28 protein-coding genes are annotated in these 24,189 nt (G+C 72.4%); 16 read left to right on the forward strand and 12 right to left on the reverse strand.

Translation table 11 applies throughout. From position 1 onward, the window contains the following. Window position 1 precedes the first annotated feature (1 nt). The 3 genes from cydB to ASC77_RS11335 all read left to right on the forward strand — a co-directional run bounded on the left by cydB (window position 2) and on the right by ASC77_RS11335 (window position 4,968). Complete coding sequence (cydB, locus tag ASC77_RS11325; protein ID WP_056152336.1) at window positions 2-1,018, forward strand: cytochrome d ubiquinol oxidase subunit II; 1,017 nt, start codon at window positions 2-4, stop codon at window positions 1,016-1,018. Continuing rightward, window positions 1,018-4,200 (forward strand): thiol reductant ABC exporter subunit CydD, encoded by a 3,183-nt coding sequence (cydD, locus tag ASC77_RS11330; protein ID WP_056152339.1) that lies wholly within the window; start codon window positions 1,018-1,020, stop codon window positions 4,198-4,200. Before cydB ends, cydD begins: the two co-directional genes overlap by 1 nt. 126 nt (window positions 4,201-4,326) lie before the next feature. Further along, window positions 4,327-4,968: a response regulator gene (locus ASC77_RS11335; protein WP_056152342.1), complete on the forward strand. Its 642-nt coding sequence runs from the start codon at window positions 4,327-4,329 to the stop codon at window positions 4,966-4,968. A gap of 9 nt (window positions 4,969-4,977) precedes the next feature. Here the strand turns inward: ASC77_RS11335 and ASC77_RS11340 are convergent, their stop codons facing one another. Continuing rightward, on the reverse strand, window positions 4,978-6,549 hold the full coding sequence (locus ASC77_RS11340) for a GAF domain-containing sensor histidine kinase (RefSeq protein WP_056152345.1): 1,572 nt from the start codon (window positions 6,547-6,549) through the stop codon (window positions 4,978-4,980). Window positions 6,550-6,573: 24 nt separating this feature from the next. Next, a complete protein-coding gene (locus ASC77_RS11345; protein ID WP_056152347.1) occupies window positions 6,574-7,014 on the reverse strand; it encodes a pyridoxamine 5'-phosphate oxidase family protein in 441 nt (146 codons plus the stop codon). Between the two features lie 131 nt (window positions 7,015-7,145). Here ASC77_RS11345 and ASC77_RS11350 point away from each other — a divergent pair, with 131 nt between their 5' ends. From ASC77_RS11350 to ASC77_RS11360, 3 genes are read left to right on the forward strand one after another with little or no spacing between them, the layout of a single operon-like run. After that, window positions 7,146-7,955, forward strand: coding sequence for a universal stress protein (locus tag ASC77_RS11350; RefSeq protein WP_056152354.1), 810 nt, complete (start codon window positions 7,146-7,148; stop codon window positions 7,953-7,955). A gap of 7 nt (window positions 7,956-7,962) precedes the next feature. Further along, on the forward strand, window positions 7,963-8,193 hold the full coding sequence (locus tag ASC77_RS11355) for a CBS domain-containing protein (protein WP_056152357.1): 231 nt from the start codon (window positions 7,963-7,965) through the stop codon (window positions 8,191-8,193). A 9-nt stretch (window positions 8,194-8,202) separates the two neighbouring features. Beyond that, on the forward strand, window positions 8,203-9,006 hold the full coding sequence (locus ASC77_RS11360; RefSeq protein ID WP_056152360.1) for an enoyl-CoA hydratase: 804 nt from the start codon (window positions 8,203-8,205) through the stop codon (window positions 9,004-9,006). Here ASC77_RS11360 and ASC77_RS11365 read toward each other — a convergent pair. Together ASC77_RS11365 and ASC77_RS11370 are read right to left on the reverse strand one after the other, a co-directional pair. Then, window positions 8,990-9,499 carry a GNAT family N-acetyltransferase gene (locus tag ASC77_RS11365; protein ID WP_200944957.1) on the reverse strand — a complete coding sequence of 170 codons (510 nt, stop codon included), beginning with the start codon at window positions 9,497-9,499 and terminating at the stop codon, window positions 8,990-8,992. The two genes, ASC77_RS11360 and ASC77_RS11365, sit on opposite strands and share 17 nt — an antisense overlap. Beyond that, window positions 9,496-9,864: a YchJ family protein gene (locus tag ASC77_RS11370; protein WP_200944958.1), complete on the reverse strand. Its 369-nt coding sequence runs from the start codon at window positions 9,862-9,864 to the stop codon at window positions 9,496-9,498. Before ASC77_RS11370 ends, ASC77_RS11365 begins: the two co-directional genes overlap by 4 nt. 62 nt (window positions 9,865-9,926) lie before the next feature. On the opposite strand from ASC77_RS11370, the gene ASC77_RS11375 reads away from it, so the two are divergent. From ASC77_RS11375 to ASC77_RS11390, 4 genes are all read left to right on the forward strand, one after another. Further along, on the forward strand, window positions 9,927-11,315 hold the full coding sequence (locus ASC77_RS11375; protein WP_056152366.1) for an ATP-binding protein: 1,389 nt from the start codon (window positions 9,927-9,929) through the stop codon (window positions 11,313-11,315). After that, window positions 11,308-11,700: an OsmC family protein gene (locus ASC77_RS11380; RefSeq protein ID WP_056152371.1), complete on the forward strand. Its 393-nt coding sequence runs from the start codon at window positions 11,308-11,310 to the stop codon at window positions 11,698-11,700. Before ASC77_RS11375 ends, ASC77_RS11380 begins: the two co-directional genes overlap by 8 nt. Next, on the forward strand, window positions 11,697-13,739 hold the full coding sequence (locus ASC77_RS11385; RefSeq protein ID WP_056152374.1) for a vWA domain-containing protein: 2,043 nt from the start codon (window positions 11,697-11,699) through the stop codon (window positions 13,737-13,739). Before ASC77_RS11380 ends, ASC77_RS11385 begins: the two co-directional genes overlap by 4 nt. Before the next feature lie 219 nt (window positions 13,740-13,958). Beyond that, window positions 13,959-14,258: a hypothetical protein gene (locus ASC77_RS11390; protein WP_056152377.1), complete on the forward strand. Its 300-nt coding sequence runs from the start codon at window positions 13,959-13,961 to the stop codon at window positions 14,256-14,258. A gap of 10 nt (window positions 14,259-14,268) precedes the next feature. Here the strand turns inward: ASC77_RS11390 and ASC77_RS11395 are convergent, their stop codons facing one another. After that, a complete protein-coding gene (locus ASC77_RS11395; protein WP_056152380.1) occupies window positions 14,269-14,682 on the reverse strand; it encodes a DUF2695 domain-containing protein in 414 nt (137 codons plus the stop codon). Window positions 14,683-14,737: 55 nt separating this feature from the next. Here ASC77_RS11395 and ASC77_RS11400 point away from each other — a divergent pair, with 55 nt between their 5' ends. Further along, window positions 14,738-15,034: a CBU_0592 family membrane protein gene (locus tag ASC77_RS11400; RefSeq protein ID WP_200944959.1), complete on the forward strand. Its 297-nt coding sequence runs from the start codon at window positions 14,738-14,740 to the stop codon at window positions 15,032-15,034. A 556-nt stretch (window positions 15,035-15,590) separates the two neighbouring features. On the opposite strand, the gene ASC77_RS11405 is transcribed toward ASC77_RS11400, so the two are convergent. Then, on the reverse strand, window positions 15,591-16,439 hold the full coding sequence (locus ASC77_RS11405; protein WP_056152386.1) for a cobalamin-binding protein: 849 nt from the start codon (window positions 16,437-16,439) through the stop codon (window positions 15,591-15,593). Window positions 16,440-16,458: 19 nt separating this feature from the next. Beyond that, window positions 16,459-17,136 (reverse strand): hypothetical protein, encoded by a 678-nt coding sequence (locus tag ASC77_RS11410; protein WP_056152389.1) that lies wholly within the window; start codon window positions 17,134-17,136, stop codon window positions 16,459-16,461. 101 nt (window positions 17,137-17,237) lie between these two features. Here ASC77_RS11410 and ASC77_RS11415 point away from each other — a divergent pair, with 101 nt between their 5' ends. From ASC77_RS11415 to ASC77_RS11435, 5 genes are all read left to right on the forward strand, one after another. Beyond that, the gene (locus ASC77_RS11415) at window positions 17,238-18,020 is read left to right on the forward strand and encodes a sulfite exporter TauE/SafE family protein (RefSeq protein ID WP_056152392.1); all 783 of its coding nucleotides are present in this window, start codon (window positions 17,238-17,240) and stop codon (window positions 18,018-18,020) included. A 76-nt stretch (window positions 18,021-18,096) separates the two neighbouring features. Next, window positions 18,097-18,729 (forward strand): YigZ family protein, encoded by a 633-nt coding sequence (locus ASC77_RS11420; protein ID WP_056152395.1) that lies wholly within the window; start codon window positions 18,097-18,099, stop codon window positions 18,727-18,729. Next, window positions 18,726-19,040, forward strand: coding sequence for a hypothetical protein (locus ASC77_RS11425; protein ID WP_056152398.1), 315 nt, complete (start codon window positions 18,726-18,728; stop codon window positions 19,038-19,040). The genes ASC77_RS11420 and ASC77_RS11425 overlap by 4 nt, the downstream gene beginning before the upstream one ends. Then, the gene (locus ASC77_RS11430) at window positions 19,037-19,774 is read left to right on the forward strand and encodes a VOC family protein (protein ID WP_056152400.1); all 738 of its coding nucleotides are present in this window, start codon (window positions 19,037-19,039) and stop codon (window positions 19,772-19,774) included. Before ASC77_RS11425 ends, ASC77_RS11430 begins: the two co-directional genes overlap by 4 nt. Then, a complete protein-coding gene (locus tag ASC77_RS11435; RefSeq protein ID WP_056152403.1) occupies window positions 19,771-20,292 on the forward strand; it encodes a DinB family protein in 522 nt (173 codons plus the stop codon). Before ASC77_RS11430 ends, ASC77_RS11435 begins: the two co-directional genes overlap by 4 nt. A gap of 3 nt (window positions 20,293-20,295) precedes the next feature. Here the strand turns inward: ASC77_RS11435 and ASC77_RS11440 are convergent, their stop codons facing one another. The 5 genes from ASC77_RS11440 to ASC77_RS11455 all read right to left on the reverse strand — a co-directional run bounded on the left by ASC77_RS11440 (window position 20,296) and on the right by ASC77_RS11455 (window position 24,102). After that, on the reverse strand, window positions 20,296-20,682 hold the full coding sequence (locus tag ASC77_RS11440) for a VOC family protein (RefSeq protein ID WP_056152407.1): 387 nt from the start codon (window positions 20,680-20,682) through the stop codon (window positions 20,296-20,298). An 82-nt stretch (window positions 20,683-20,764) separates the two neighbouring features. Further along, complete coding sequence (locus ASC77_RS11445; RefSeq protein WP_056152410.1) at window positions 20,765-22,111, reverse strand: ABC1 kinase family protein; 1,347 nt, start codon at window positions 22,109-22,111, stop codon at window positions 20,765-20,767. 151 nt (window positions 22,112-22,262) lie between these two features. Continuing rightward, window positions 22,263-22,628, reverse strand: coding sequence for a YciI family protein (locus ASC77_RS11450; protein ID WP_056152413.1), 366 nt, complete (start codon window positions 22,626-22,628; stop codon window positions 22,263-22,265). A 292-nt stretch (window positions 22,629-22,920) separates the two neighbouring features. Next, a complete protein-coding gene (locus ASC77_RS27705) occupies window positions 22,921-23,043 on the reverse strand; it encodes a hypothetical protein (protein ID WP_268788418.1) in 123 nt (40 codons plus the stop codon). Between the two features lie 219 nt (window positions 23,044-23,262). Continuing rightward, window positions 23,263-24,102 carry a hypothetical protein gene (locus ASC77_RS11455; RefSeq protein WP_056152416.1) on the reverse strand — a complete coding sequence of 280 codons (840 nt, stop codon included), beginning with the start codon at window positions 24,100-24,102 and terminating at the stop codon, window positions 23,263-23,265. Window positions 24,103-24,189 lie beyond the last annotated feature (87 nt).

The raw sequence follows: 24,189 nt of genomic DNA on the forward strand, positions 1-24,189 counted from the left end.
CATGGATCTCACCACCGTCTGGTTCATCCTGATCGCCGTCCTCTGGATCGGCTACTTCACCCTGGAGGGCTTCGACTTCGGCGTCGGCATGCTGCTCCCGGTGCTCGCCCGCGACGACCGCGAGCGGCGCCAGATGATCAACACGATCGGCCCGGTCTGGGACGGCAACGAGGTCTGGGTGCTGACCGCCGGCGGCGCGACCTTCGCGGCCTTCCCGGAGTGGTACGCCACCCTCTTCAGCGGGTTCTACCTGCCGCTGCTGCTGATCCTGGTTGCCCTGATCGTCCGCGGCCTGGCCTTCGAGTACCGCCACCAGCGCCCCGAAGCCGCCTGGCACTCGTGGTGGGACCGGGCGATCATCGTCGGCTCCTACGTGCCCGCCTTCCTGTGGGGCGTCGCGTTCGCCAACATCGTGCGGGGCGTGCCGATCGACGAGACGAAGGACTTCACCGGCACGATCTTCACGCTGCTCAACCCAGTCGGGCTGCTCGGTGGCCTGGTGACGCTCTTCCTCTTCCTGACCCACGGCGCGATGTTCGTGGCGCTCAAGACCGACGGTGACATCCGGCACCGCGCCCGGGCGCTCTCGGTGAAGCTCGGCCTGGTGGCCGCGGTCGTCGCCGTGGTGTTCCTGGTCTGGGCCCAGCTCCACACCGGCAACGGCTGGTCGGCGGTCCTCTTCGTCGTCGGAGCGCTGGCGCTGGTGGCCGGCATCGCCGCGGCGTACGCCGGGCGCGAGGGCTGGGGCTTCATCGGCACGTTCGTCTGCATCGCGCTCGCGGTCGCGGGTCTCTTCGTGGCGCTGTTCCCCGACGTGATGCCGTCGACGACCGACCCGGCGTTCTCGCTGACGACGACCAACGCGGCGGCGACGGCGTACACGCTCAAGCTGATGACCATCGTCGCGGCGATCTTCACGCCGCTGGTGCTCGGCTACCAGGCCTGGACGTACTGGATCTTCCGGAAGCGGATCTCGATCCACCACATCCCGGAGGCCGAGCTCGAGGGCGCCCACTAGTGCGACCCACCGATCCCGCCGTACGCCAGCAGCTCGCGCCTGCGCGGCGCGAGCTCGCCGTCGTGCTGGTCGCGGGAGGGGTGGGCAGCCTGCTCCTGGTCGGCCAGGCCTGGGCGGTCACCGAGCTGGTGCTCGCCGCGCTCGACGACGGGGCGGTCTGGCCCTGGGCCCTCGTCGTCGTCGGGGTCTTCGCCGCCCGGTCGGCGGTCGGGTGGACGACCGACACGATGGCGGCCCGGGCGGCTGCTGTCGTCGGCTCCGACGTACGACGTCGGGTGGTCGGCGCGATCCTGCGCGACGGCGGCGCGGGCCGCTCGACGGGAGAGCTCGCCACCCTCGCGACTCGGGGCGCGACGGCCGCCGAGCCCTACCTGACCCGCTACGTCCCGGCGCTGGCGCTCGCCGGCGTGCTGCCGGTCGTGACGCTGCTGGCGATCGCGACCCAGGACCCGATGAGCGCGCTGATCGTGCTGGTCACGCTGCCGCTGATCCCGGTGTTCGGGATCCTGGTCGGCCTGGCGACGCGGGACCGCGCGCGCCTGCAGTGGCGGGCGTTCGAGTCCCTGTCGGGCCACTTCCTCGACGTGATGCGCGGGCTGCCCACGCTGGTGGCGTTCCGGCGAGCCGAGGCGCAGTCGTCGACGATCCGATCGATCACCGAGCGCTACCGGCGGCGCACGGTGCACACGCTGCAGGTCGCGTTCGCCTCGTCGGCCGTGCTGGAGCTGGTGGCGACGCTGTCGGTCGCGCTGGTCGCGGTCACGGTCGGCATCCGGCTCTCCCACGGCGACCTCGACCTCGAGACGGCCCTGGTCGTCCTGCTGCTCGCGCCGGAGGCGTACTGGCCGCTGCGCCGCGTCGGTGCCGAGTTCCACGCCGCGGCCGAGGGGGTCGCCACGTTCGAGGCCGCCAGCGAGCTGGTCGACGCCGACGACCCGACCCCGCACCGGCGGCCCGGGTCGATGCGGCTCGAGCACGTCTCGGTGCTGCGGCCCGGCCGCGCCGTACCCGCCCTCGACGACGTGAGCGTCGCGGTCCCCGACCGCGGGGTGCTGGCGATCACCGGCCCGTCCGGCTGCGGCAAGTCGACCCTGCTGGCCGTCCTGGCCGGGCTCCTCGAGCCCACCTCCGGCACCGTCCACGGCCCGACCCGCGACCGGATCGCGTGGCTGCCGCAGCGGCCGGTCTTCGTCGCCGGGACGGTCGCCGACAACCTGAGGCTGGCCGCCCCGGACGCCGACGACGACCGGCTGCGCTCGGCGCTCGCCGCCGTCGCGCTGCCGGTCGGGCTCGACACGGTGCTCGGTGAGGACGGCACCACCCTGTCCGCCGGGGAACGCGCCCGGCTCGCCCTGGCTCGGGTCGTGCTGGCGGAGCGCCCGTACGTCCTGCTCGACGAGCCGACCGCCCACCTGGACACCGACACCGAGCGCGTCATCGTCGAGACCGTCCGCGAGCTCGGCCGGCGCTCCGCCGTCGTGGTCGTCGCGCACCGCCCCGCGCTGGTCGCGGTGGCCGACCGGGTCGTGACGCTGCCGGTGCCCACCGCGGTGCTGCCCGTGCGGGCGGCGTCGGTCGCCGCCCGGCCGACGCCGCCGGAGGAGCCGGCCGACGGGCGCCGCCACGGGCTCGTGCTGCCCACCGTGCTCGGCGGCCTCGCCTCTGCGTCGGGCGTCGCCCTCACGGCGACCGCCGGATGGCTGATCGTCAAGGCGTCGTACGAGCCCGCGATCCTGACCCTGCTCGTCGCGATCGTGGCCGTGCGCACGTTCGGCATCGCCCGGCCGGTGTTGCGGTACGCCGAGCGGCTCCGCTCCCACGACGTCGTGCTCCGGATGCTCGCCGACCGCCGGGTCGCGGTGTACGACGCGGTCGTGCCGCTCACGCCCGGCGCGCTCGGCCGTCGGCGCGGGGACGTGCTGGCCGCCGTCGTCGACGACGTCGACGCCGTGATGGACCGCGAGCTGCGGGTCCGGATGCCGGTGAGCGGGTTCGTCATCACGGCCGCGATCGCGGTCGCCTTCGCTGCGTTCGCGGCGCCCGTCGTGGTGCCCGTGCTGCTCGGTCTGTGCGCCGCCGCCGCTGCGGCGTTCGTGCTCGCCCGCACCGGCGCCGCGCGCGCCGAGCGGGCGGCCGTCGACACCCGCGCCCGCCTGTCGGACGCGGTCGTCGAGGCCACCCAGACCGCCGGCGAGCTGGCGATGTGGCAGGCCGAGGGCCGAACCCTCGACGCGGTCTCCGCGCTGAGCGACCGGCTCGGTCGCCGTACGGTCGCCGCGGCCACGTGGCTCGCCAGCGGCCGCGCGCTGGTGCTCGCCTGCTCGGGCCTGGCGGTCGCGGCCTCGGCCCTGCTGCTGCCGGGAGTCGTCGGCGGGCCGATGCTGGCCCTGCTGGTGCTGCTCCCGCTCGCGCTCGGCGAGGTCGCGTCGTCGCTGGCCGACGCCGGCGCGCTGGCCGCCCGCACGCGGGCTGCCGAGGACCGGCTCGCCGCACTCGCCTCGCGGGTGCCCGCGGTCGCTCCGCCGGTCGCACCGGTGGCACCGGCCGGAGCCGACCTGGAGGTCGACGGCGTCAGCGCCGCCTGGGACGACCGGGTGGTCCTCGAGTCGCTCTCGCTCACGTTGGCGCCCGGCGACCGGGTCGCCGTCGTCGGCCCGACGGGGTCCGGCAAGAGCACGCTCGCCGCGCTGCTGCTGCGCTTCGTCGACCCGGTGCGCGGCGGCGTACGGCTCGGCGGCCGGCCGCTGCCCGAGATCGCCCTGGACGACGTACGCCGCACCGTCGGCCTCGTGGACGACGACCCCCACGTCTTCGCCACGACCCTGGTCGAGAACGTGCGCCTCGCCCGTCCCGCCGCCACCGACGCCGAGGTCGACGCGGCCCTGCGCGCGGCGCGTCTGGGGGAGTGGCTGGACTCGCTGCCCGACGGCCTCGACAGCTGGCTCGGCGACGGCCACGCCCAGGTCTCCGGCGGCGAGCGCGCTCGGATCGCGATCGCGCGCTCGCTGCTCGCCGACCAGCCCGTCCTGGTGCTCGACGAGCCCGCCGCACACCTCGACGGCGCGACCGCCGACGAGCTCGCCGCCGAGGTCCTCGGCGGCGACCGCGCCCGCACGGTCGTCTGGATCACCCACGCCGACGCCGGCCTCGACCGTGTCGATCGGGTGGTCAGCCTCGGCTGAGCGGGACGTCATACGGACGGAGCATCCGCTTGCTCCATCCGTATGACCTCCCGCGCCGCGACCTCCGCCGGAAGTCGGGACCTTCGGCCCCCGCGCACAGGTCCGGTGCGCTGATAGGAATGAGGCATGGAGTCCCGCACGGTCCGCGTCTACCTGCTCGACGACCACGAGGTGGTGCGGCAGGGACTGAGGGCGCTGCTCGAGAGCCACGACGACATCGAGGTCGTGGGGGAGTCCGGGTCGGCGGTGGACGCGGCCCACCGGATCCCGGCCCTGCGTCCGGACGTGGCGGTCCTCGACGCGCGGCTGCCGGACGGCTCGGGGATCGAGGTGTGCCGCACGGTGCGTGCGGTGGACCCGAGCATCCGCGGGCTGATCCTGACGTCCTACGACGACGACGAGGCGTTGTTCGCGGCGATCATGGCCGGGGCGTCGGGCTACGTGCTCAAGCAGGTCCGCGGCTCCGACCTGGTCGACGCGGTCCGCCAGGTCGCGGCAGGGAACTCGCTGATCGACCCGAGCATGACGGCCACGGTGCTCGAGCGGGTGCGACACCCGGAGACGGTGGCGCCGGAGCTCGCCGAGCTGACCGAGCAGGAGCGCAAGCTGCTCGCCCTGATCGCGGAGGGCCTGACCAACCGGCAGATCGGCGAGCGGATGTTCCTCGCCGAGAAGACCGTGAAGAACTACGTGTCCAGCATCCTCGCCAAGCTCGGGCTGGAGCGGCGTACCCAGGCCGCGGTGCTCGCCAGCCGCCTCCTCGGCTAGGTCGACGCCCTAGGCCGGCAGCGGCACCCGCCAGACGAACGACGTGCCGCGCGGCGCTCGCGGCGTCACCTCCAGCGAGCCGCCCAGGGCGGCGGCCCGACGACGGGCGTTGCGCAGCCCGCTCTCGACAGTCCCCGGTCCCAGGCCCACCCCGTCGTCGACGACCGAGAGTCGGACCTCGGTGCCGTCGACGGCGAGCTCGACCTCGCCGTGGTCGGCTGACGCATGCCGGGCCAGGTTGGACAGCGCCTCGCGCAGCACCGGGAGCAGCTGCTCGCGGATCTCGGGAGGGACGACGGTGTCGACGGGGCCCACGGTGCGCACGACCGGGTCGAAGTCCAGCAGCGGTGCGTACTCCCGCGCCAGGTCGCGGAGGTCGGCACGCAGCGACGGCCGACCGGCGGTCTGCTGGAGCTCGAAGATGGTGCCGCGGATGTCGCGGATCGTGCCGTCGAGGGAGTCGACGGCGCTGCGGACGATCTCGGCGACGTCCGGGTCGGTCGCGGTCGCCTCGGCGCGCTGGAGCTGGAGACCCGTGGCGAACAGCCGCTGGATGACGAGATCGTGGAGGTCGCGCGCGATCCGCTCGCGGTCCGAGGTGACGGCCAGCTCGGCGCGGTCGTCGACGCCCTGGGCCCGGTCGAGCGAGAGCGCGGCGTGCTCGGCGAACGACACGAACAGCTCGCGGTCCTCCACCGGCATCGGGGAGCTGCCGGGCGGGTGGAACGCGACGAGCAGGCCGCCGCCGGCCAGGTGCGTGCGCAGGGGTACGACGAACGCGTCGTACCCCTCCACGGCGAGCTCGACCGGCTCGCCGGCCTGCGCGATGGCCGGGTCGTCGATGATGCGGCGCAGCGCGGCGTAGACCCCTTCGACGTCGTCGGGGCGGGCCACCGCGAGCTGGGGACCGCCACCCTCCCGGCTCGTGGTCGCGGCCACCGCGGGCGCCCGGGCCACGCTGCGGGCCGCGCGGGCGACCTCGCGCACCGCGCGGTCGAACGCGACCGGCGGCTGCACCGACGCGTCGAGGTCGGCCGCCGCCTCGAGCCACTGGCGACGGCGCTCGCTGAGCCCGTAGGCGCGGGCGTTGTCGATCACGAAGCCGGCCGTGTCGGAGAGCGCCTCGACGAGCAGCTGGTCCTCGCGGGTGAACGACCGCCCGTCGGCCTTCTCGGTCAGGTAGAGGTTGCCGAAGACGGTGCCGCGGATCCGGACGGGTACGCCGAGGAAGCTGTGCATCGCCGGGTGGTGGGCCGGGAAGCCGGTCGCGTCGGGGTGCTGGGTCAGGTCGTCGAGCCGGATCGGCTCCGGGTGCCGGATCAGCAGGCCGAGGATCCCCCGGCCGTGCGGCAGGTCGCCGATGAGCACCCGGTCGTCGTCGGAGATCCCGGTCGTCACGAACTCGACCAGCAGCGCGTCGTTGCCGATCACCCCGAGCGCGCCGTACCGGGCGTCGGTCAGCCGGGTGGCGGCCTCGACGATGCGCGACAGCACGCTGTGCAGGTCGAGGTCCGAGGAGATCGCGGCGACGGCGTCGAGCAGCGCCTGCGTCGACTCGGGCAGGCGGGACGGGTGGGTCACGCGGCCAGTCTCTCGCAGCGTGGGTCAGACGGCGCGGCGGACGGTGAGGGTGTCCAGCGGGTCCCACCCGGTCCCGACCTGACGGCCGCTGAGCTCGGTCCACGGCAGCCGGAGGTAGAGGTTGCGACTGCCGCCCGCCCAGGGTCGCGGCTCCCAGGTGGTGCGGATCCGCTCCAGCTCGACCGGGTCGGTGACGACGTCGGCACGCCCGCGGGCCACGACGCTCCACCCGCGCCAGCGGTCGTGGTCGAACCAGTCGACCTCGAACGCGAGCACGCTGCCGCGCCCGTACGTCCCGAGCACGCTGTACGGCGAGGTGCGCATGACCACCGCGCTGCCGACCACCGAGTAGTTGACCGGCACCAGGTGCGGGCCGTCGGGCGAGGACAGGGCGACGCGACCGGCGACGCCGGCGCGCAACAGGTGCTCGCACTGGTCGGGGCTGAGGTCGAGGGTCTCGTTCACGAGTGCCTCCCACGGTCGGTTGTCTTCGGACCATGGTCGGTCGCGGAGCCGTGGGTGGGCAGGGCCGATGGTCCCGACACCAGGGGCCTTCGGCGCTACTGACCGCTGCCGTCGAGGAGCAGCGTGGAGCCATGGAGAACACACTCATCCCGCCGGGGACCGTGGTCGTGGGCATCGACGGATCGCCGTCCTCCGACCGGGCGCTGGACTGGGCGATCGACCACGCCACCCGCGAGCGACGGCAGCTGACCCTGGCCCACGCCGACGACTCGCTGCGGGGGGACCACCGACTGCTGGCGCACGCCCGGGAGTGCATCGCCGAGAGCGCCCCCGACCTCGTGGTCAACGAGTCCCTCTGGACCACCGACCCCCGCACCATGCTGCTCGACCTCGCCGAGGACGCGCACGTGCTGGTGGTCGGCTCGCGTGGCCGCGGGCCGGTCGCGAGCCTGGTCCTCGGCTCGGTCAGCGCCGCCGTCGTCCGGCACGCGCCGTGCCCTGTCGTCGTGGTGCGACCCGGCCACCGGGGGCTGGTCCGCAACGGCGTCGTCGTCGGCGCGGACGCGAGCCCGTCGTCGCGGGCGACCGTGGAGTTCGCCTACCGGCAGGCCTCGCTGCGCCGGCTGCCGCTGACGATCCTGCACTGCACCTGGGGTGCGCTGCCGGGCACCAGCGGGGACGACCTGCGACTGCCCGCCGCCGAGCCGCTCAGCGGTCTCGCGGAAAAGTTCCCCGACGTCCGAGCGCGGCTCGAGGTCGTCCACGGCACCCCGGACGTCGAGCTGGCCGACGCCTCGGCACGGATGGACCTCGTCGTGGTCGGCGCGCACCACGGCAGCCGGCTGTCCTCGGTGGTGGACGGGTCGGTCGCCCAGTCCGTCGTCGAGCACGCGTCCTGCCCGGTCGCCGTCGTACCCATCGCCGGACCGTCCGCGGGGTGAGTCGGCGATGGACGCGGTCCGCACGATCATGTCGCCCTTCGACGGCCCGCCTCCCCGTGCGGACCACACGCCGTTGCGGCCCGGCGACGCGATCCGGCGCGCGGTGGAGGTCATGCTCGGCGACCTCGTCGACGAGCTGCTGGTCGCGGACGACGCCGGCACGGTGGTGGGGATGGTGACCTGGTCGGACGTCGTCGCCTGGGCGATCGCGCAGCAGCTCAGCGCCCCTGAGCCCTAGTCTCCCTGCATGTCCTACGTCCTGGTGGACCGCCCCGACCCGGCCGTCGCCGTGGTCACCCTGAACCGCCCCGAGCGGATGAACGCCATGTCGTACGACGTGATGGTGCCCTTCCGCGACACCCTTCTCGAGCTGGGTCAGGACAACACGGTCCGCGCCGTGGTCGTGACGGGCGCGGGCTCCGGGTTCTGCTCGGGCGCCGACCAGGAGTCGGCTGGGGTGCCGCCGGGCGTCGCCGGGCTGACCCGGCCGACGTACGCGCTGCGTGCGATGGAGGTGCTCGAGGACGTCGTGCTCACGATCCGCCGGCTGCACCAGCCGGTGGTCGCGGCCGTCAACGGTGCGGCGATCGGTGGCGGGCTCTGCCTCGCCCTGGCCTGCGACCTGCGGGTCGCGGCGCCTGCGGCGTACTTCCGCGCGGCCGGCATCAACAACGGCCTGACCGCGAGCGAGCTCGGACTGTCCTTCCTGCTGCCGCGAGCGGTCGGTTCCACCCGGGCCGCCGACATCATGCTCACCGGCCGCGACGTGTCCGCCGAGGAGGCCGAGCGGATCGGGCTGGTCTCGTCCGTGGTGCCGGACGTCGTCGGCGCAGCCGTCGAGATCGGGCAGCGGATCGCGGGGTTCTCGCAGCCGGGCATCGAGCTCACGAAGCGGTCCCTGCACGCAGGGCAGTCCGCGACGTCGATGGAGACCTACCTGTCGTCGGAGGGCATCGGGCAGCTCTACCTGCGGATGCTGACCGGCAACTTCGAGGAGGCCACCGCCGCCCGCAAGCAGGGCCGGGCGCCGGTCTTCAGGGACGAGCGCTGAGGGTCATGAGCAGCAGCGGCGGGTGCTCGGCGCCGAGGAACGCCGGCCGGGCCTCGCCGATCGTGCTCCACCCGCGGTGCCGGTAGACCGCCAGCGCGCGGTCGTGGGCCGGCACGACGTCCAGCACCGGCTCGCGTCCGGACTCCCGGATCCAGTCGACCGCCGTGTCGAGCAGGCGCCCCCCGACGCCTGCGCCGAGCGCGTCCTCGGCGACGAACAGCACCGCGATCTCGGCCAGGTGCTCCGTGCCGAGCAGCACCACGAACTGCTCGCCGAGCTCACCGTCGAGCCGTCCGGCCGACACGTGCCCGGCCACCCTCCCGTCGATCTCGGCCACCCACGAGGCGAGCTCGGTCGGCCGGACGATGAAGTCCTCGACGGGGAAGGGGAGCGGCCACCGGACGGGGTAGTGCGACGACGCCTGCTGGCCGGCCAGGACCTCGCAGAGCACCGGCACGTCCTCGGGTCGCCGCGCGCGGACCACGACACTCACGCGAAGTCGCCGTCGACGTAGACCCAACGGCCGGCGCGCTGCTCGAAGCGGCTGCGCTCGTGCTGCTCCCCGGGCACGCCGCCGATCTCGTACGCCGCCGCGAACTCCACCCAGTCCTCGCCGGCACCGAGGATCGTGAGGCCGGTCCAGGTGCGTCCGGGGTCCGGCGCGATGTCGTCGGGCCGGGTCCGCGGGTGCCAGGTCCGGAAGACGTAGTCGGTGTCGCCCACGGCGTACGCCGCGTAGCGCGAGCGCATCAGCTCCTCGGCGGTCTCCGCCGGCGCCGCCCCGCGGTGCAGGCGACCGCAGCACGCGTCGTACGACGCGCCGCTGCCGCACGGGCAGGTCTGCTGGAGGGGTGCCACGGTCACAGAGTAGTAACCGGAGACGGGTCCCGCTTCTTGCGTGCCGGGCGTAGCGTGATTGCGTGACCTCCGCACCCACGATTTCGACGGTCGGCGAGCTCCGCGCCTCCGGCCACGTCCAGAAGCACCTCCGCCAGGAGATCCGCGACAACCTGCTCGACGCCCTCCGCGAGGGCCGCGACCCGTGGCCGGGGCTGCACGGCTTCGAGGACACCGTCATCCCGCAGCTCGAGCGCGCGCTGATCGCCGGCCACGACATCGTGCTGCTCGGCGAGCGCGGCCAGGGCAAGACCCGGCTGCTGCGCACCATGGTCGGCCTGCTCGACGAGTGGACGCCGGTGATCTCCGGGTCCGAGCTCGGCGAGCACCCCTACGACCCGATCACGCACGCCTCCCAGGCCGCGGCCGCGACGTACGGCGACGACCTGCGCATCTCGTGGAAGCACCGCGACGAGCGGTACGCCGAGAAGCTGGCCACTCCCGACACCTCCGTCGCCGACCTGATCGGCGACGTGGACCCGATGAAGGTCGCCGAGGGCCGGTCGCTGGGCGACCCGGAGACGATCCACTTCGGCCTGATCCCGCGCAGCCACCGCGGCATCGTCGCGATCAACGAGCTGCCCGACCTCGCCGAGCGGATCCAGGTCGCGATGCTCAACGTGATGGAGGAGCGCGACATCCAGATCCGCGGCTACGTGCTGCGGCTGCCCCTCGACGTGCTCGTGGTCGCGAGCGCCAACCCCGAGGACTACACCAACCGCGGCCGCATCATCACCCCGCTCAAGGACCGCTTCGGTGCCGAGATCCGCACCCACTACCCGACCGTGCTCGAGGACGAGGTCGCGGTGATCCGGCAGGAGGCCGAGCTGGTCGCCGACGTGCCGGACTACCTGATCGAGGTGCTGGCGCGCTTCACCCGCAACCTGCGCGAGTCGAGCTCGGTCGACCAGCGCTCGGGTGTGTCCGCGCGCTTCTCGATCGCCGGCGCCGAGACGATCGCGGCGGCGGCGCTGCACCGCGCCACGGTGCAGGGCGAGCCCGAGGCGGTCGCCCGGGTGGTCGACCTCGAGACCGCCGTCGACGTGCTCGGGGGCAAGATCGAGTTCGAGAGCGGCGAGGAGGGCCGCGAGGCCGAGGTGCTCACCCACCTGCTCCGCACCGCCACCGCCGAGACCGTGCGCCACCACTTCCGGGGCATCGACTTCGGGCTGCTGGTCGACGCCATCGAGTCGGGCGCGATGGTCACCACCGGCGAGCAGGTCACCGCCCGCGACTTCCTCACCGGGCTGCCGGTGCTGGGCGAGTCGGAGCTGTACGACGACGTCTGCGACCGGCTCGGTGCGACCACCGACGGCGCGCGTGCCGGCGCGATCGAGCTCGCGCTCGAGGGGCTCTACCTGGCGCGCAAGATCGGCAAGGACACCGACGGATCCGAGACCATCTATGGCTGAGCTGCACGTCGACGTGCGGGTGGCCGCCGGCTCACGGGTCGGCGACCTGAGCCCGGCGTACGTGATCCCGCACCCGTGGACCGACGGCGGGATCGCCGTCGAGGGCGGCGGCACCGGCGCCCACCTGCTGCTGACAGCGGTCGCGTGCTGCGTGCTCAACGACGTCTTCCGCGAGGCGGAGCCGGGCATCCCGGTCGACGGGGTGCTGGTCGGCGCGAGCGGCGACTTCGACTCGGAGACCTGGTCGACGACCGCCATCGACTACGACGTGTCGATCGACTCGCCCGAGGCGGGAGACGTGATCGCCCGCCTGCTGGAGACGGTGGAGATCGTCGCGGAGATCCCGCGGGTGGTCCGCGGCGACGTCACGGTGAGCCGGCGATGAAGGACCGCACGCGGTTCAAGAGATACGACGGCGGCGACCCGCTCGCCGCACCGGTCGACCTGGCCGAGGCGCTGGACGCGATCGGCGAGGACGTGATGGCGGGCTACTCGCCCGAACGGGCGATGCGCGAGTTCCTGCGCCGTGGCGGCCGCGACCAGAGCGGCCTCGACGACCTGGCCCGCCGGGTCGCGGAGCGGCGTCGCGAGCTGACCCAGCGGCACAACCTCGACGGCACCCTCCAGGAGGTCCGCGAGCTGCTCGACAAGGCGGTGCTCGAGGAGCGCAAGCAGCTGGCCCGCGACGCCATGATGGACGACGGCGACCGGACCCTGCGCGAGATGCAGCTCGACAACCTCTCGCCCAACACGTCGGCGGCGGTGAGCGAGCTGTCGTCGTACGACTGGCAGAGCAGCGAGGCCCGCGAGGCCTACGAGCAGATCAAGGACCTGCTCGGCCGCGAGCTGCTCGACCAGCGGTTCGCCGGCATGAAGCAGGCGCTCGAGAACGCGACCGACGAGGACCGGGCCGCCGTCAACGAGATGCTCGGCGACCTCAACGACCTGCTCGAGAAGCACCGGATGGGTGACGACACCCAGCAGGACTTCGACGAGTTCATGGACAAGCACGGCGACTACTTCCCGGAGAACCCGCAGAACATCGACGAGCTGCTCGAGTCGCTGGCGCAGCGCTCGGCGGCCGCGCAGCGGATGCTCAACTCGATGTCGCCCGAGCAGCGCCAGGAGCTGATGGAGCTGTCGGCGGGAGCGTTCGGCTCACCGGAGCTGATGAACGCGCTCGGCCGGCTCGACGACAACCTCCAGTCGCTGCGGCCCGACCTCGACTGGGGCGGGTCGGAGCAGATGGGCGGCGAGGAGGGCCTGGGCCTGGGCGACGGAACCGGCGTCTTCCAGGACCTCGCCGACCTCGACCAGCTCGCCGACCAGCTGTCGCAGGGGTACGGCGGCGCTCGGATGGACGACCTCGACCTCGACAAGCTCGCCCGTCAGCTCGGCGACGAGGCCGCCGTCGACGCCCGGACCCTGCAGCAGCTCGAGAGGGCGCTGCGCGACTCGGGCACCCTCAAGCGCGGCTCGGACGGGCAGCTCCGGCTGACCCCGAAGGCGATGCGCCAGCTCGGCAAGGCACTGCTCCGCGACGTCGCCGAGCGGATGTCCGGTCGGCAGGGCAACCGCGAGCTCCAGCGGGCCGGTGCTGCAGGGGACCTGTCCGGCGCGACCCGCCAGTGGGCGTTCGGCGACACCGAGCCGTGGCACGTGCCGCGCACGATGCTCAACGGCGTGCTCCGTCGTGCGGGGGACCCGACCGGGCCTCGGCTGTCGATCGACGACGTGGAGGTCCAGGAGACCGAGGCGCGCACGCAGGCCTGCGTCGCCCTGCTCGTCGACACGTCGTTCTCGATGGCGATGGACGGTCGCTGGGTGCCGATGAAGCGCACCGCGCTCGCGCTGCACACGCTGATCAAGTCGCGCTTCCGCGGCGACGACCTGCAGCTGATCGCGTTCGGCCGGCACGCCGAGGTGATGGACATCGAGCAGCTCACCGCGCTCGACGCGATGTGGGACAAGGGCACCAACCTGCACCACGCGCTGCTGCTCGCCAACCGGCACTTCCGGAAGCACCCGAACGCCCAGCCGGTGCTGCTCATCGTCACCGACGGCGAGCCGACCTCCCACCTGGAGCCCGACGGCGAGGTCTACTTCTCCTACCCGCCGCACCCGTTGACGGTGGCCTACGCCGTCCGCGAGCTCGACAACGCCCGGCGGCTCGGCGCACAGACGACGTTCTTCCGCCTCGGCGAGGACCCGGGCCTGGCCCGCTTCATCGAGCAGATGGCGGACCGTGTCGAGGGCCGCGTCATCGCCCCGGAGCTCGACGACCTCGGCGCTGCCGTGGTCGGCTCCTACCTCGGCTCGCGCCGCGGCGGCAGTCGGGGCGGCTCCGCCGAGGACGGGCCCTACCGCTCGGGTGGCTACGGTGGCTGGTTCGGTGGCGGTCGCGGCTTCTGGGTGGGTGACTAGGCCCGACCCCGGTGGTCGAGGAAGGCGCGGTACGCCGTACCCGGTGGTTGAGGAAGGCGCGCTAGCGCCTGTCTCGAAACCCCCGCAACCCACGCGCCGACGTGAGCCCCCTCAGCAGACAGCGGGGAACATCTGGTGCACCGGGTGGGTCAGATCTTCCCCGCTGTCCGCGAGTCCGGACGACCGGCCTCGTCATCGACGCCGTGCCACGCTGATCCCATGAGCCGTGAGTCCATCGCCGAGATCGCCCTGGTCCTCGCCGACGTCGTGGAGCTGGGGCAGTCGCTCGACGACACCCGTGACGACAACGCCCGGATCGTCGAGCTCGAGGTCGGTCGGGTGCTCGAGCACGGCGCGATCACGATCACGGAGACCCAGGACGGCCAGGTCGAGGTGAACCCGTCGCTGCTCGTCTCCGGCGCCAGCCGCCTCGTCGTCGCGGTGCTGGGTGCCGCCGCCGAGCTCGGCCTCGACCCGGCGGAGGTGCTGGCGCGCGCGAAGGACTCGCTCCGACGCTAGCGAGGGCGGCCTACTCGTGCCGCCCCGGTCGCCACTCGCTGAGCGGGCGGCGCTCCCAGTTGGCGCAGGGCTTGGTCGACGTACGACCGACGCCCGCGCAGTCCGGCATCTCGTCGGGCTCGGACAGCTCGTCGGTCATCAGGTCACGGATGAGCAGGCCGCGCTCCATGCGGTAGCCGTTGCGCGTGACGTGGCAGTCGCAGTAGACGCCGATGCGGGTCAGCCGCGCCTCGAGTGCGCTCGCGGTCGGCGACTTCACGTCGCGGAACCACTGCGACCACACGAGGGTGCCGTCGCAGCCGACCGCCTCGACCCGGCGCGAGACGAAGCAGGCGAGACACTCGTAGAGGCCCGGCTCGCTGCCGGGGTCCGCGATCATCTTCAGGTAGAGCTCGGCCTCGTCGGCCACCGACATCTCGGGCATGGCAGATGTCTACCGGTGCCCACCGACACAGGCCCGGCGCGGCAGGATGGGGGCCGTGGATGCCACCGTGCTCGTCGTCAACGTCCTGGGCTGGCTCGGGATGGCCCTGCTGATCGGCGCGTACGCGCTCGTCACCGCGTCCCGCATCCACGCGACGGGGCTGGTGTTCCAGCTGATGAACCTCTTCGGCGGCGGCTTCCTGATGGTCAACTCGGCCTACTACGGCGCGTGGCCGTCCGCCGTCCTCAACCTGGTCTGGGTGGGGATCGGCACGGTCGGCCTGGCCCGGGCAGCAGTCGGTCGACGCGGGACCATCGGCCCTGGTGCAGGCGCGGCGGACCTCGGACGCTGAGGCCATGACCACGGCATCCGTTCGGCTGTACTGGCTGCCGCTGGGCGCGGGCGGCCGGTCGGTGTGGTGGAACGGCCGGGTGCTGGAGGCGGTCGCCGCCCGGGTCCAGGGCCGTCCTCGATGCGATCTCGTTCACGCCGCGCTCGAGGTGCGGGTGGGGGACGAGCGCTGGACGATCGAGATGGCGCCGGCGTGGAGCGCCGGGTCGCGCGGCGCGGTCAGCGGGCCGGTCGGCCTCCGCGCCCTCGGACGGTCCGCCCTGTTCCGCTACGAGGTCCGGCTGTGGGCGGACGGCACGATCCCCGACATCGGCGAGGCGATCGGATCACCGACGTACGTCGGCACGAACGCCGTCCGGGCCCGACGGCTGCTCGCCGCCGCGAATCGGGTGCCGGCGCTGACCTGGGGTCGTGACGAGCTGGGCCTCGGCGACATCTGGACGTCGAACTCCGTCATCTCCTGGCTGCTCGTCGTCAGCGGCCACGACACCGACGACCTCGAGGTCCCTCCCGGTGGTCGTGCGCCAGGCTGGGTGGCCGGGCTCCGGCTCGGCCGCTCAGAGCGGGTGCAGCAGGGCGGCGAGCTCCTCCACGCCGTCGACGAGGCGGGTGCCGGGGCGGGCCCAGGCGGCGTTGGCGTCGACGGCGTGCACGGGCACGCCGGCGGGCAGCACCCCTGAGGCGACGAGGTCGTCGGCGAGCGACTGGGCGCCGGGCAGGTCGTACCCGCAGGGTGCGCACACGATCACCTCGGGCGAGGCCTCGTGCACGGACTCCCAGAGGACGCGCTCCGACTTCGCGCCGGGCTTGCCGAGCAGCGGCTGGCCGCCGGCGGCCGTGATCATCTCGGGCACCCAGTGTCCCGGCGCGTACGGCGGGTCGGTCCACTCGAGCAGCATCACCCGCGGTCTCGGCAGGCCGGCGACGCGGGACCGGACGGCGTCCAGCCGGGCCCGGAGGCCGGCCACCAGGGCCACAGACTCCGGCTCGTGGCCGGTCGCCCGGCCGAGCACCTCGATCGAGGCGAAGACCTCGTCGAGGGTGTGCGGGTCGATGGTGACCACCTCGGCCCGGCAGCCGAGGTAGGCGAGCGCGTCGTCGACGACCGAGACATCGACGGCGCAGACCGCGCAGAGGTCCTGGGTGACGACCAGGTCGGCGTCCAGCTCGGCGAGCGCATCGGCCGACAGGTGGTAGAGGTCCTCGCCGCGCGACATCGCGCCGACGACGTACGCGTCGATCTCGGCGGGCGTCAGCCCCTCCGGCAGCGCCGAGGTCGACACGATCCGGCGGGTGCGTGCCTCGACCGGGAAGTCGCACTCGAAGGTCACGCCGACGACGTCGTCCCCGGCGCCGATCGCGAAGAGGATCTCCGTCGTGGAGGGGAGCAGGGAGACGATGCGCACCCCTCCACGATAGGAGCCGTCAGGCGACGGTCTTCAGCGCCAGCTTGGTCATCGCGATCGACGCGGGGATCGACGGCGCCGTGGCGTCCATCGACATGGCGCCGGTGTAGACGATGAACTTGCCCTGGCGGGCGAAGAGCGAGTTGAAGACCGAGGTGGAGGTCACGCCGCCCATCGTGCAGGTGGACTTCGTCTGGTAGCCCCAGCGCTCGTTGCCGAGGTTGAACCTGATCTTCTTCATCGAGCTCTTGCACTTCATGCCGCCGGTGCCGCCGCCCCCGCCGCCGCCACCGGTGCCACCGGGGCAGTCCTTGGCGTACGACGCGGAGCCGTGCAGGTACTGGATCGCCGCCTTGGTCGACGGGAACCTCATCGCGGTCGCGAAGACGCTCGGGCGAGCGCCGGTGATCACGTAGGCGTCCGGGTCGCCCGACGAGTAGTCGGGGGAGTACGACGCGGAGCGCTGGCTCGCGCCCTTGATCGGCTTGCCGGTCTTGCACTTCTTGCCCGGGCCGAGGACCTTGGCGGCCGACTCGCTCGACGTTCCACCCTCGAGGTGCGGGTAGATCTTCGCGGCGGCGTCGATGGTCGGGACCTTCGCGGTCGCGGCCGCGGTGGCGGACGAGGTGACTGCGGGGACGATCAGGGCGGGGGCGACGAGCGCGATCAGCGCCCGGTTCAGCCAGCGGCGGTGCATGGTTCTCTCCTTGATTGGTGACCGGTTGTGTTCTGGATGTGGGAGCACCGTGTCGCGGGCCGCTTGGGGTCGACTGGGAGCCGGCTGGGAGCATGTCCGCGATGGATGACGTCTCCACGACCGTGCTGGTCCTGCTCGGCCTGGCCGGGCTGGCCGCCGGGTTCGTCGACGCCGTCGTCGGCGGCGGCGGGCTGATCCAGCTCCCGGCGCTGCTGCTCGGGATGCCGAGCGCCACGACGGTCCAGGTGCTCGCCACCAACAAGGTCGCCGCGATCAGCGGCACGACCGCGAGCGCGGCGACGTACTACCGCCGGATCCGGCCGGATCCCCGGACGTTCCTGCCGTTGATGGTCTTCGCGTTCGCCGGCTCCGCGGCCGGCGCGCTGGTCGCCAGCCAGATCCCGCGCGAGGCGTTCGAGCCGATCGTCCTGGTGGCGCTGGTCGTGGTCGGCGGCTACGTGCTCTTCCGCCCGCAGCTCGGCGAGGCGACCGCGCTGCGCTTCTCGGGGCACCGCCACACCGTGGCCGCGATGGGAACCGGCCTCGCCATCGGCTTCTACGACGGGGCGCTGGGGCCGGGCACCGGCAGCTTCTTCGTGATCACCCTGGTGGGGCTGCTGGGCTACAGCTTCCTCGAGGCGTCCGCGAAGGCCAAGCTCGCCAACTGGGCGACCAACCTCGCGGCCATCCTGGTCTTCGCGCCGCAGGGCGCGATCGTCTGGAAGGTCGCGCTGGTCATGGGCGCCTGCAACATCGTGGGCGGGTACGTCGGTGCGCGCACCGCCGTCTCCCGGGGCGCCGGCTTCGTGCGGGTCTTCTTCATCGTGGTGGTTTCGGCGTTCATCATCCGGATCGGTGGCGACGTGTTCGGGGTCTGGTCGTGAGCGAGCGGAGCGAGCGAACCATTCAACGCAGCGCTACCTGTGCCTCATGCGCGCACGGAGCGAAGCGAGTACGTGCATGAGCTACCTGACCATCGCCAGCGACGTGACGGCCGAGATCGAGGTCAAGCGGTCGCGATTCCTCTGCACCCTGGTCCGGGTCGAGGACGAGCAGGCCGCCCGGGCCGTCGTCGAGCGCCTGCGCAAGGAGCACTGGGATGCCGGGCACCACTGCTCGGCCCTCCGCGTCGGACCGCCGCCCCACGAGGTCGAGCGCTCCGCCGACGACGGGGAGCCGGCCGGCACCGCGGGAGCGCCCATGCTCGAGGTGCTCCGGGGTGCGGAGGTGAGCGACGTGGTCGCCGTCGTGACGCGGTGGTTCGGCGGCACCCTGCTCGGCGCCGGCGGTCTCGTGCGTGCGTACGGCGACGCCGTACGCACGGCCCTCGACGGGGCCGGGACCCTCCGCCGGTCCCTGCTGCGCGAGCACGTCCTCGAGCTCGAGCACGCCGACGCCGGCCGGTTGGAGAGCGAGCTCCGCACACGCGGGATCGCGATCCTGGACACGACGTACGCCGACCGCGTGTCCCTCACCCTCGGCGTCCCACCGGCCGGCGAAGCCCGTCTCGCGACGGCGCTCGCCGAGCTCACCGGCGGTTCCGCGGAAACCACGGTGGCGGGCGAGCGCTGGGTCGATAGCCTCACCACATGAGCGTTCTCGTCGACGTGGCCGACATCCCGGCCCGGCTCGCGGAGTTCGACCGCGGCTACCTGCTCACCTCGAAGGACGGCCTGGTCAAGGCGGTCTCCATCCGGGCGGTCCCCGAGGACGGGGGGCTGCGGATCTCCACCCCCGGGCGCGGCTCGGTCGCCAACGTCGGCGCCAACCCGAACGTCACCCTGGTCTTCCCGCCGCTCGTGGATCCCGGGATGTCGCTGCTCGTCGACGGCATCGGCGCCGTCGACGGCGAGGACGTCCTCGTCGCGCCCACCGGCGCCGTGCTGCACAAGCCCGTCGTATGACGATCGCGCCGTACTGGGTCAGCGCCTTCCTCGACTTCGGGCCCGGCGATCTCGACCGCGGGGTCGCGTTCTGGCGCGACGTCACCGGGTACGCCGTCTCCGAGACGCGCGGCGAGACCGACCAGTTCGCCACCCTCGTCCCGCCCGACGGCGACGACTACCTGCGCGTGCAGCACCTCGACGACGGGCCGGGCCGGATCCACCTCGACCTCCACGTCGAGCAGCCGACGATCGCCGCCGAAGCCGCGATCGAGCTCGGCGGCCACGTCCTCGTGCGCCACGAGGCGGGGTACGTCGTGCTGCGCTCGCCCGGGGGCCTGATCTTCTGCTTCGTCAGCCACCCCGCGGCCCGGCGGCCCCGTGCGGCGAGCTGGCCCGGCGGGCACCGCTCCCAGGTCGACCAGGTCTGCCTCGACCTCCCACCGTCGTCGTACGACACGGAGGTGGCGTTCTGGCAGGGGCTGACCGGCTGGGACCTGACGGAGGTCGACGAGCGCGAGTTCGAGCGTCTCCAGCCGCCCGACACCCAGCCGCTGCGCTGGCTCGTGCAGCGCCTCGACCACGAGCAGCCGGCCGTCACGGCGCACCTGGACCTGGCCGCCGACGACCGCGACGCCGAGGTCGCCCGCCACCTCGCGCTCGGCGCGACCGAGGTGGCTCGGCACGACTGGTGGACGGTGCTCGCCGATCCCGTCGGCACGGCGTACTGCATCACCCGGAGGTCCCCGCGATGAGCTCCACGTCGAGCTCCGCGTCCCACCAGGCCGGCGACGAGCGCAGCACGATCCAGGGGTTCCTCGAGCACCACCGCGAGGTGCTGCGCGGACGGTGTCGGGGACTCACTCCCGAGCAGCTCGACACCCCGTTCCCACCCTCCTCGATGACGCTCGGCGGGATGCTCAAGCACCTCGCGTTCGTCGAGAACTGGTGGAGCGCGGTCGTGCTCCGCGGTGCTGAGCCCGGTGAGCCGTGGGCCTCGGTGGACTGGGCGGCCGACGAGGACTGGGACTGGCACTCCGCGGCGGACGACTCGCCCGAGGAGCTGTGGGCGCTCTACGAGGCCGCGGTCGTCGACGCCGACCGGATCTACGTGACCGCCGACCTCGACGACCTGGCCGAGCGCGCCAACCGGCGTACGGGCGAGCGCTGCAACGTGCGCTGGATCCTGATGCACCTGGTCGAGGAGTACGCGCGCCACAACGGCCACGCCGACCTCATCCGGGAGTCGATCGACGGGACCGTCGGCGACTGATCCTCAGCCGCTGAGCTGGTGGATGCAGAGGATGTTGCCGTCGGGGTCGAGGAACCAGGCCGCCTTCATGGAGCCGTCGTCGAAGACGTGGTCGACGGTCTTCATGTCCGGCAGGTCGTAGTCCTCGAACCGGACGCCGCGCGACTCGAGGTCGGCGACCTCGGCCGCGATGTCGGAGACCTCGAAGCTCATCGCCGTGTTGGGCGACGGATGGGCGTCGGGGAGGACGCGCAGGACGAGGTGCGACCCGCCGCCGAGCCCGAACATCAGCTCGTCGGGACCGCCGGTCCCGTCGTAGGGAAGCCCGAGCCGCTTCTCGTAGAACTCCTGGGCGCGAGTGGCGTCCCCGGTGGGGAGCATCACCGCGACGGCGCTGTCGGTCAATGACATGGCTACCTCCTGGACCACCCTCCAGCGTGCGCCCCTCACGCACCCGCGCGCAATGCCCAGAAGTGGTGATCGGGCCCGGTGATCAGGCCCGGTCGTCCGGCGCGGCGAACCCGGGCAGCGAGTCGGTGAGGATCTGGCGGAACGGCGCCTCGCACTCGAGCTGGCAGAGCACGCCGAGGCCGGCGAGCCAGGTGCGGTGGATGAGCAGGTACGACGGCGGCAGGTTGAGCTTGAGGCCGACCAGGTTGACGGGGTCGCGGGGGTCGTTCATCCGGGCCGCCTGGGCGCGCATCCACTCCCGGGAGAACTGGAAGCGCTCGACCTTCGTCGGCTCGACGAACGGCGCCAGGTAGGCGAGCAGCTGCTCGGGATCCACCCGGATCCGGTCCTTGATGAACCCCTCCCGACGCAGCCCCTCGACCAGCGCGTCCTGCTCCTCGTCGGCGGCGACCCGCAGCAGCCGGCCCATCGCCTCCGGGAGCCCGTGCTCGGTGAGGCGGGCGACCGCGCCGAAGTCCAGCACACCCAGCCGGCCTGGCTCGCCCGACGGTCCCGGCAGGACCCGGTAGTTGCCCGGGTGCGGGTCGGCGTGCAGCATCCCGGTGCGCACCGGCCCGGAGAAGAGGAAGCGCACGAAGAGCTCGCCGTAGTGGTCACGCTCGGCCTGGCTGCCGTCGGCGATGACAGCTGCGAGGGACGCCGGGCTGTCCAGCCACTCGGTGACCAGGGTCGTGGCGCCGACGGCCACGACGTCCGGCACGACGATGTCGGGATCGTCGCGGAAGGCGGCCGCGAACGTGCGCTGGGCGTCGGCCTCGAGGTCGTAGTCGAGCTCGTCCTGGGCGCGGGCCTGGAGCTCCTCGATCAGCGGCTTGAGCTCCACGCCGGGCACCAGCGGGCCGATCGTGCGGGCCAGCCGGGAGAGCTGGCGCAGGTCGGAGCGCAGCGCGTCCCCGGCACCGGGGTACTGCACCTTGATGGCCACCTCGCGGTCGTCCACCCAGCGCCCGCGGTGCACCTGGCCGATCGACGCGGCGGCGGTCGGGCCGCCGTCGAGCCAGACCAGCCGCTCCTTCCAGTCCGCGCCCAGGTCGCGCGCCAGGATCTCGCGCACCGTCGCCGTCGGCATCGGGGGAGCGGCGTCCTGGAGCCTGGTCAGCTGCTCGCGGTAGGGACCGACGAGCTCCTCGGGGAAGGCCGCCTCCATCACCGAGAGCATCTGGCCGAACTTCATGGCCCCGCCCTTGAGCTCGCCCAGGGTCCGGAACAGCTGCTCGGCAGTGCGCTGCTGGATCTCGCTCATCACGGCGTCGGCGGGCTTGCCGCCGATCCGCTTGCCGAAGCCGATCGCGCTGCGCCCGGCGTACCCGATCGGCAGGGCGGCAAGCCTCGCCGTCCGTGCCACGGCCTTGCGGGGCAGCTCGGTCATGCCTCCAGTCTGACAAACGGACCCAGCGGGCCTACCTCGTGACGACCAGGACGGCCTTCTTCGACCCGCTGGCCGCGAGCGACGCGCCGCCCGCGAAGACCGCGGTCACGGCGTACCGCCCGGCGACCCGCCTGGCCTGCGGGGCTCGACCTCAGTCCTGGGCCATGCGCGGGACCGGCTTGAACGGTCGGACCTCCTGCGGCCAGCCGCACCCCTCCGCCACCTTGCCGGCCCACATCTTGGCGGCCTCGTCGTGGTCGACCCGGATCACGCAGAAGCCGCCGAGGTACTCCTTGGTCTCGGCGTACGGCCCGTCGGTGATGCTGAGCGTGCCGCTGGTCGCGTCGGCGCTAAAGGCACGGTCGATCTCCTCCTCCAGCCCGCCGCCGAAGACCCACACCCCGGCCGCCTTCATCTCCTCGACGACGGCCATCGAGGGCTCGACCCGCCCCTGGTACCACTCCTCGGGGTGGTCGCCGACCCACTGCTGGTTGAAGAAGATGAGGTACTCGGTCATGTCGACTCCTGTGCTCGGACGGACCCGATGTCCGTCGCTGCCAACGCTACGAACGGGGGACGACCGTTACGACATCGTCCGGCCGTGATTCTCATCGGGAGCGCCCGGATGTCGCTGGCGGCGCCACACCGCCGTCGGTCTCACAGTTCGGTGCCTGCCCGCGACGGCGCACATCGAGGCCCTCCGCCGCCTCGTCGAGGCGGTCGACCCCGGCACGGGCCACATCGAGGACGACGGCGACGACATGACAACGACCCCCTCGTCGAGTCGTGGGGGCCGTCGGTGAGGCGGGTCAGGCGGTCGCGGGGAACTTCACGCCGGTGTTGGCGTGGCAGCGGTAGCCGAAGGGGTTCTTGGCCAGGTACTGCTGGTGGTGGTCCTCCGCGTAGTAGTACGGCGGGTCCTGAAGGGCCATCGAGTAGAGGACGCCGCTCTCCCTGCCGAAGCCGCGTGGGTCACTACTTCTTGTTTGGCTTCGCAGTTCCCGTGATGCGCAAGCCACGCAGGCTCTGGGACGGGCTTGACGACGAGCTTCCGGACTTCGAAACGCGGACGGGACTGACCGACGCGGAAAGTCGCTTGGCCGGAGCACCGCTTCCCGACACGCGGATGGGCGCGTTCGAGGCGTTTGAGTTCACAGTCCTTCTCCCTCTTCTGGGTTCAATTTCGCATTGTAGTAGTGCTTCCGCTGCACCCATTTGAAACCTTCATGCTTGGTCAGGGCAGCGACTTCAACCGGGCCCCCGACCATGGCGTCGCCGGGCATAAACCGCACGAAGTTGATCTGCGTCTCCACCAAGAAACGAGCCATGTCGATAGTCTCGCCGAGGGGCATTCCGGGCCAAGCCCATGCCATGCGCAGTTGGTCACGCAGTTGCTCAGCGGCCGCGTCGCCCGATCCGGCTGGGACGCCCATCTTCTCTAGGGCAGCTCCGAGCCCGAGTCCTGCGCCGTCCACCAATCGTGTGATCGCGTCGGTCATACCCTGAGTGACGATCCCTGGATCACCGGGTGCAACAACGCATTCGATCGTGTCACCGGATTCAGAAACGTTCACCTGCCACATTTCGGGTCGTCGCTCCGTGGCAGAGAACCCACCCACGATGAAACCGAGATCGTCTCCTGGGTCCAGATTCGACTGGTTGCGGTAGTAGTCGAGCACGGTCTGAGCGACCTTCTCGACGGAGTACGTGTCGTCGTCAAGAGCGGGGAATGCGGTGTCCGGCATCGCACCGCTCAGGCGTAGCCGCAGGTCCTTCGCGTGAGTCGCGATTGACAGTCCCCCGATCGCTGCGCGACCGAAGGTCATTGCGCCAATCGGCCAAGACTTCCGGAGGTTGAAGATCTTGTTGGCTGAGTTCCAGATGCTTGAAGTGGCGTAGCCTCCACCCACGAGCGCCAGTTGTTGGGTGGTCGCGCTGTCACTCGCAAGCACCAGCCCATCCGTGGTTTGGATACCTACGACGACGGTCACGCGCAAACCTCCAAGTCAGCGTCAGCATGACATTCGTTGCGCGACGACAACGGTATTTGACGGCCTAGGCCGCGCCCGAGTCTCGGA

Source organism: Nocardioides sp. Root1257 (genome assembly GCF_001425175.1).
GTDB lineage: Bacteria > Actinomycetota > Actinomycetes > Propionibacteriales > Nocardioidaceae > Nocardioides.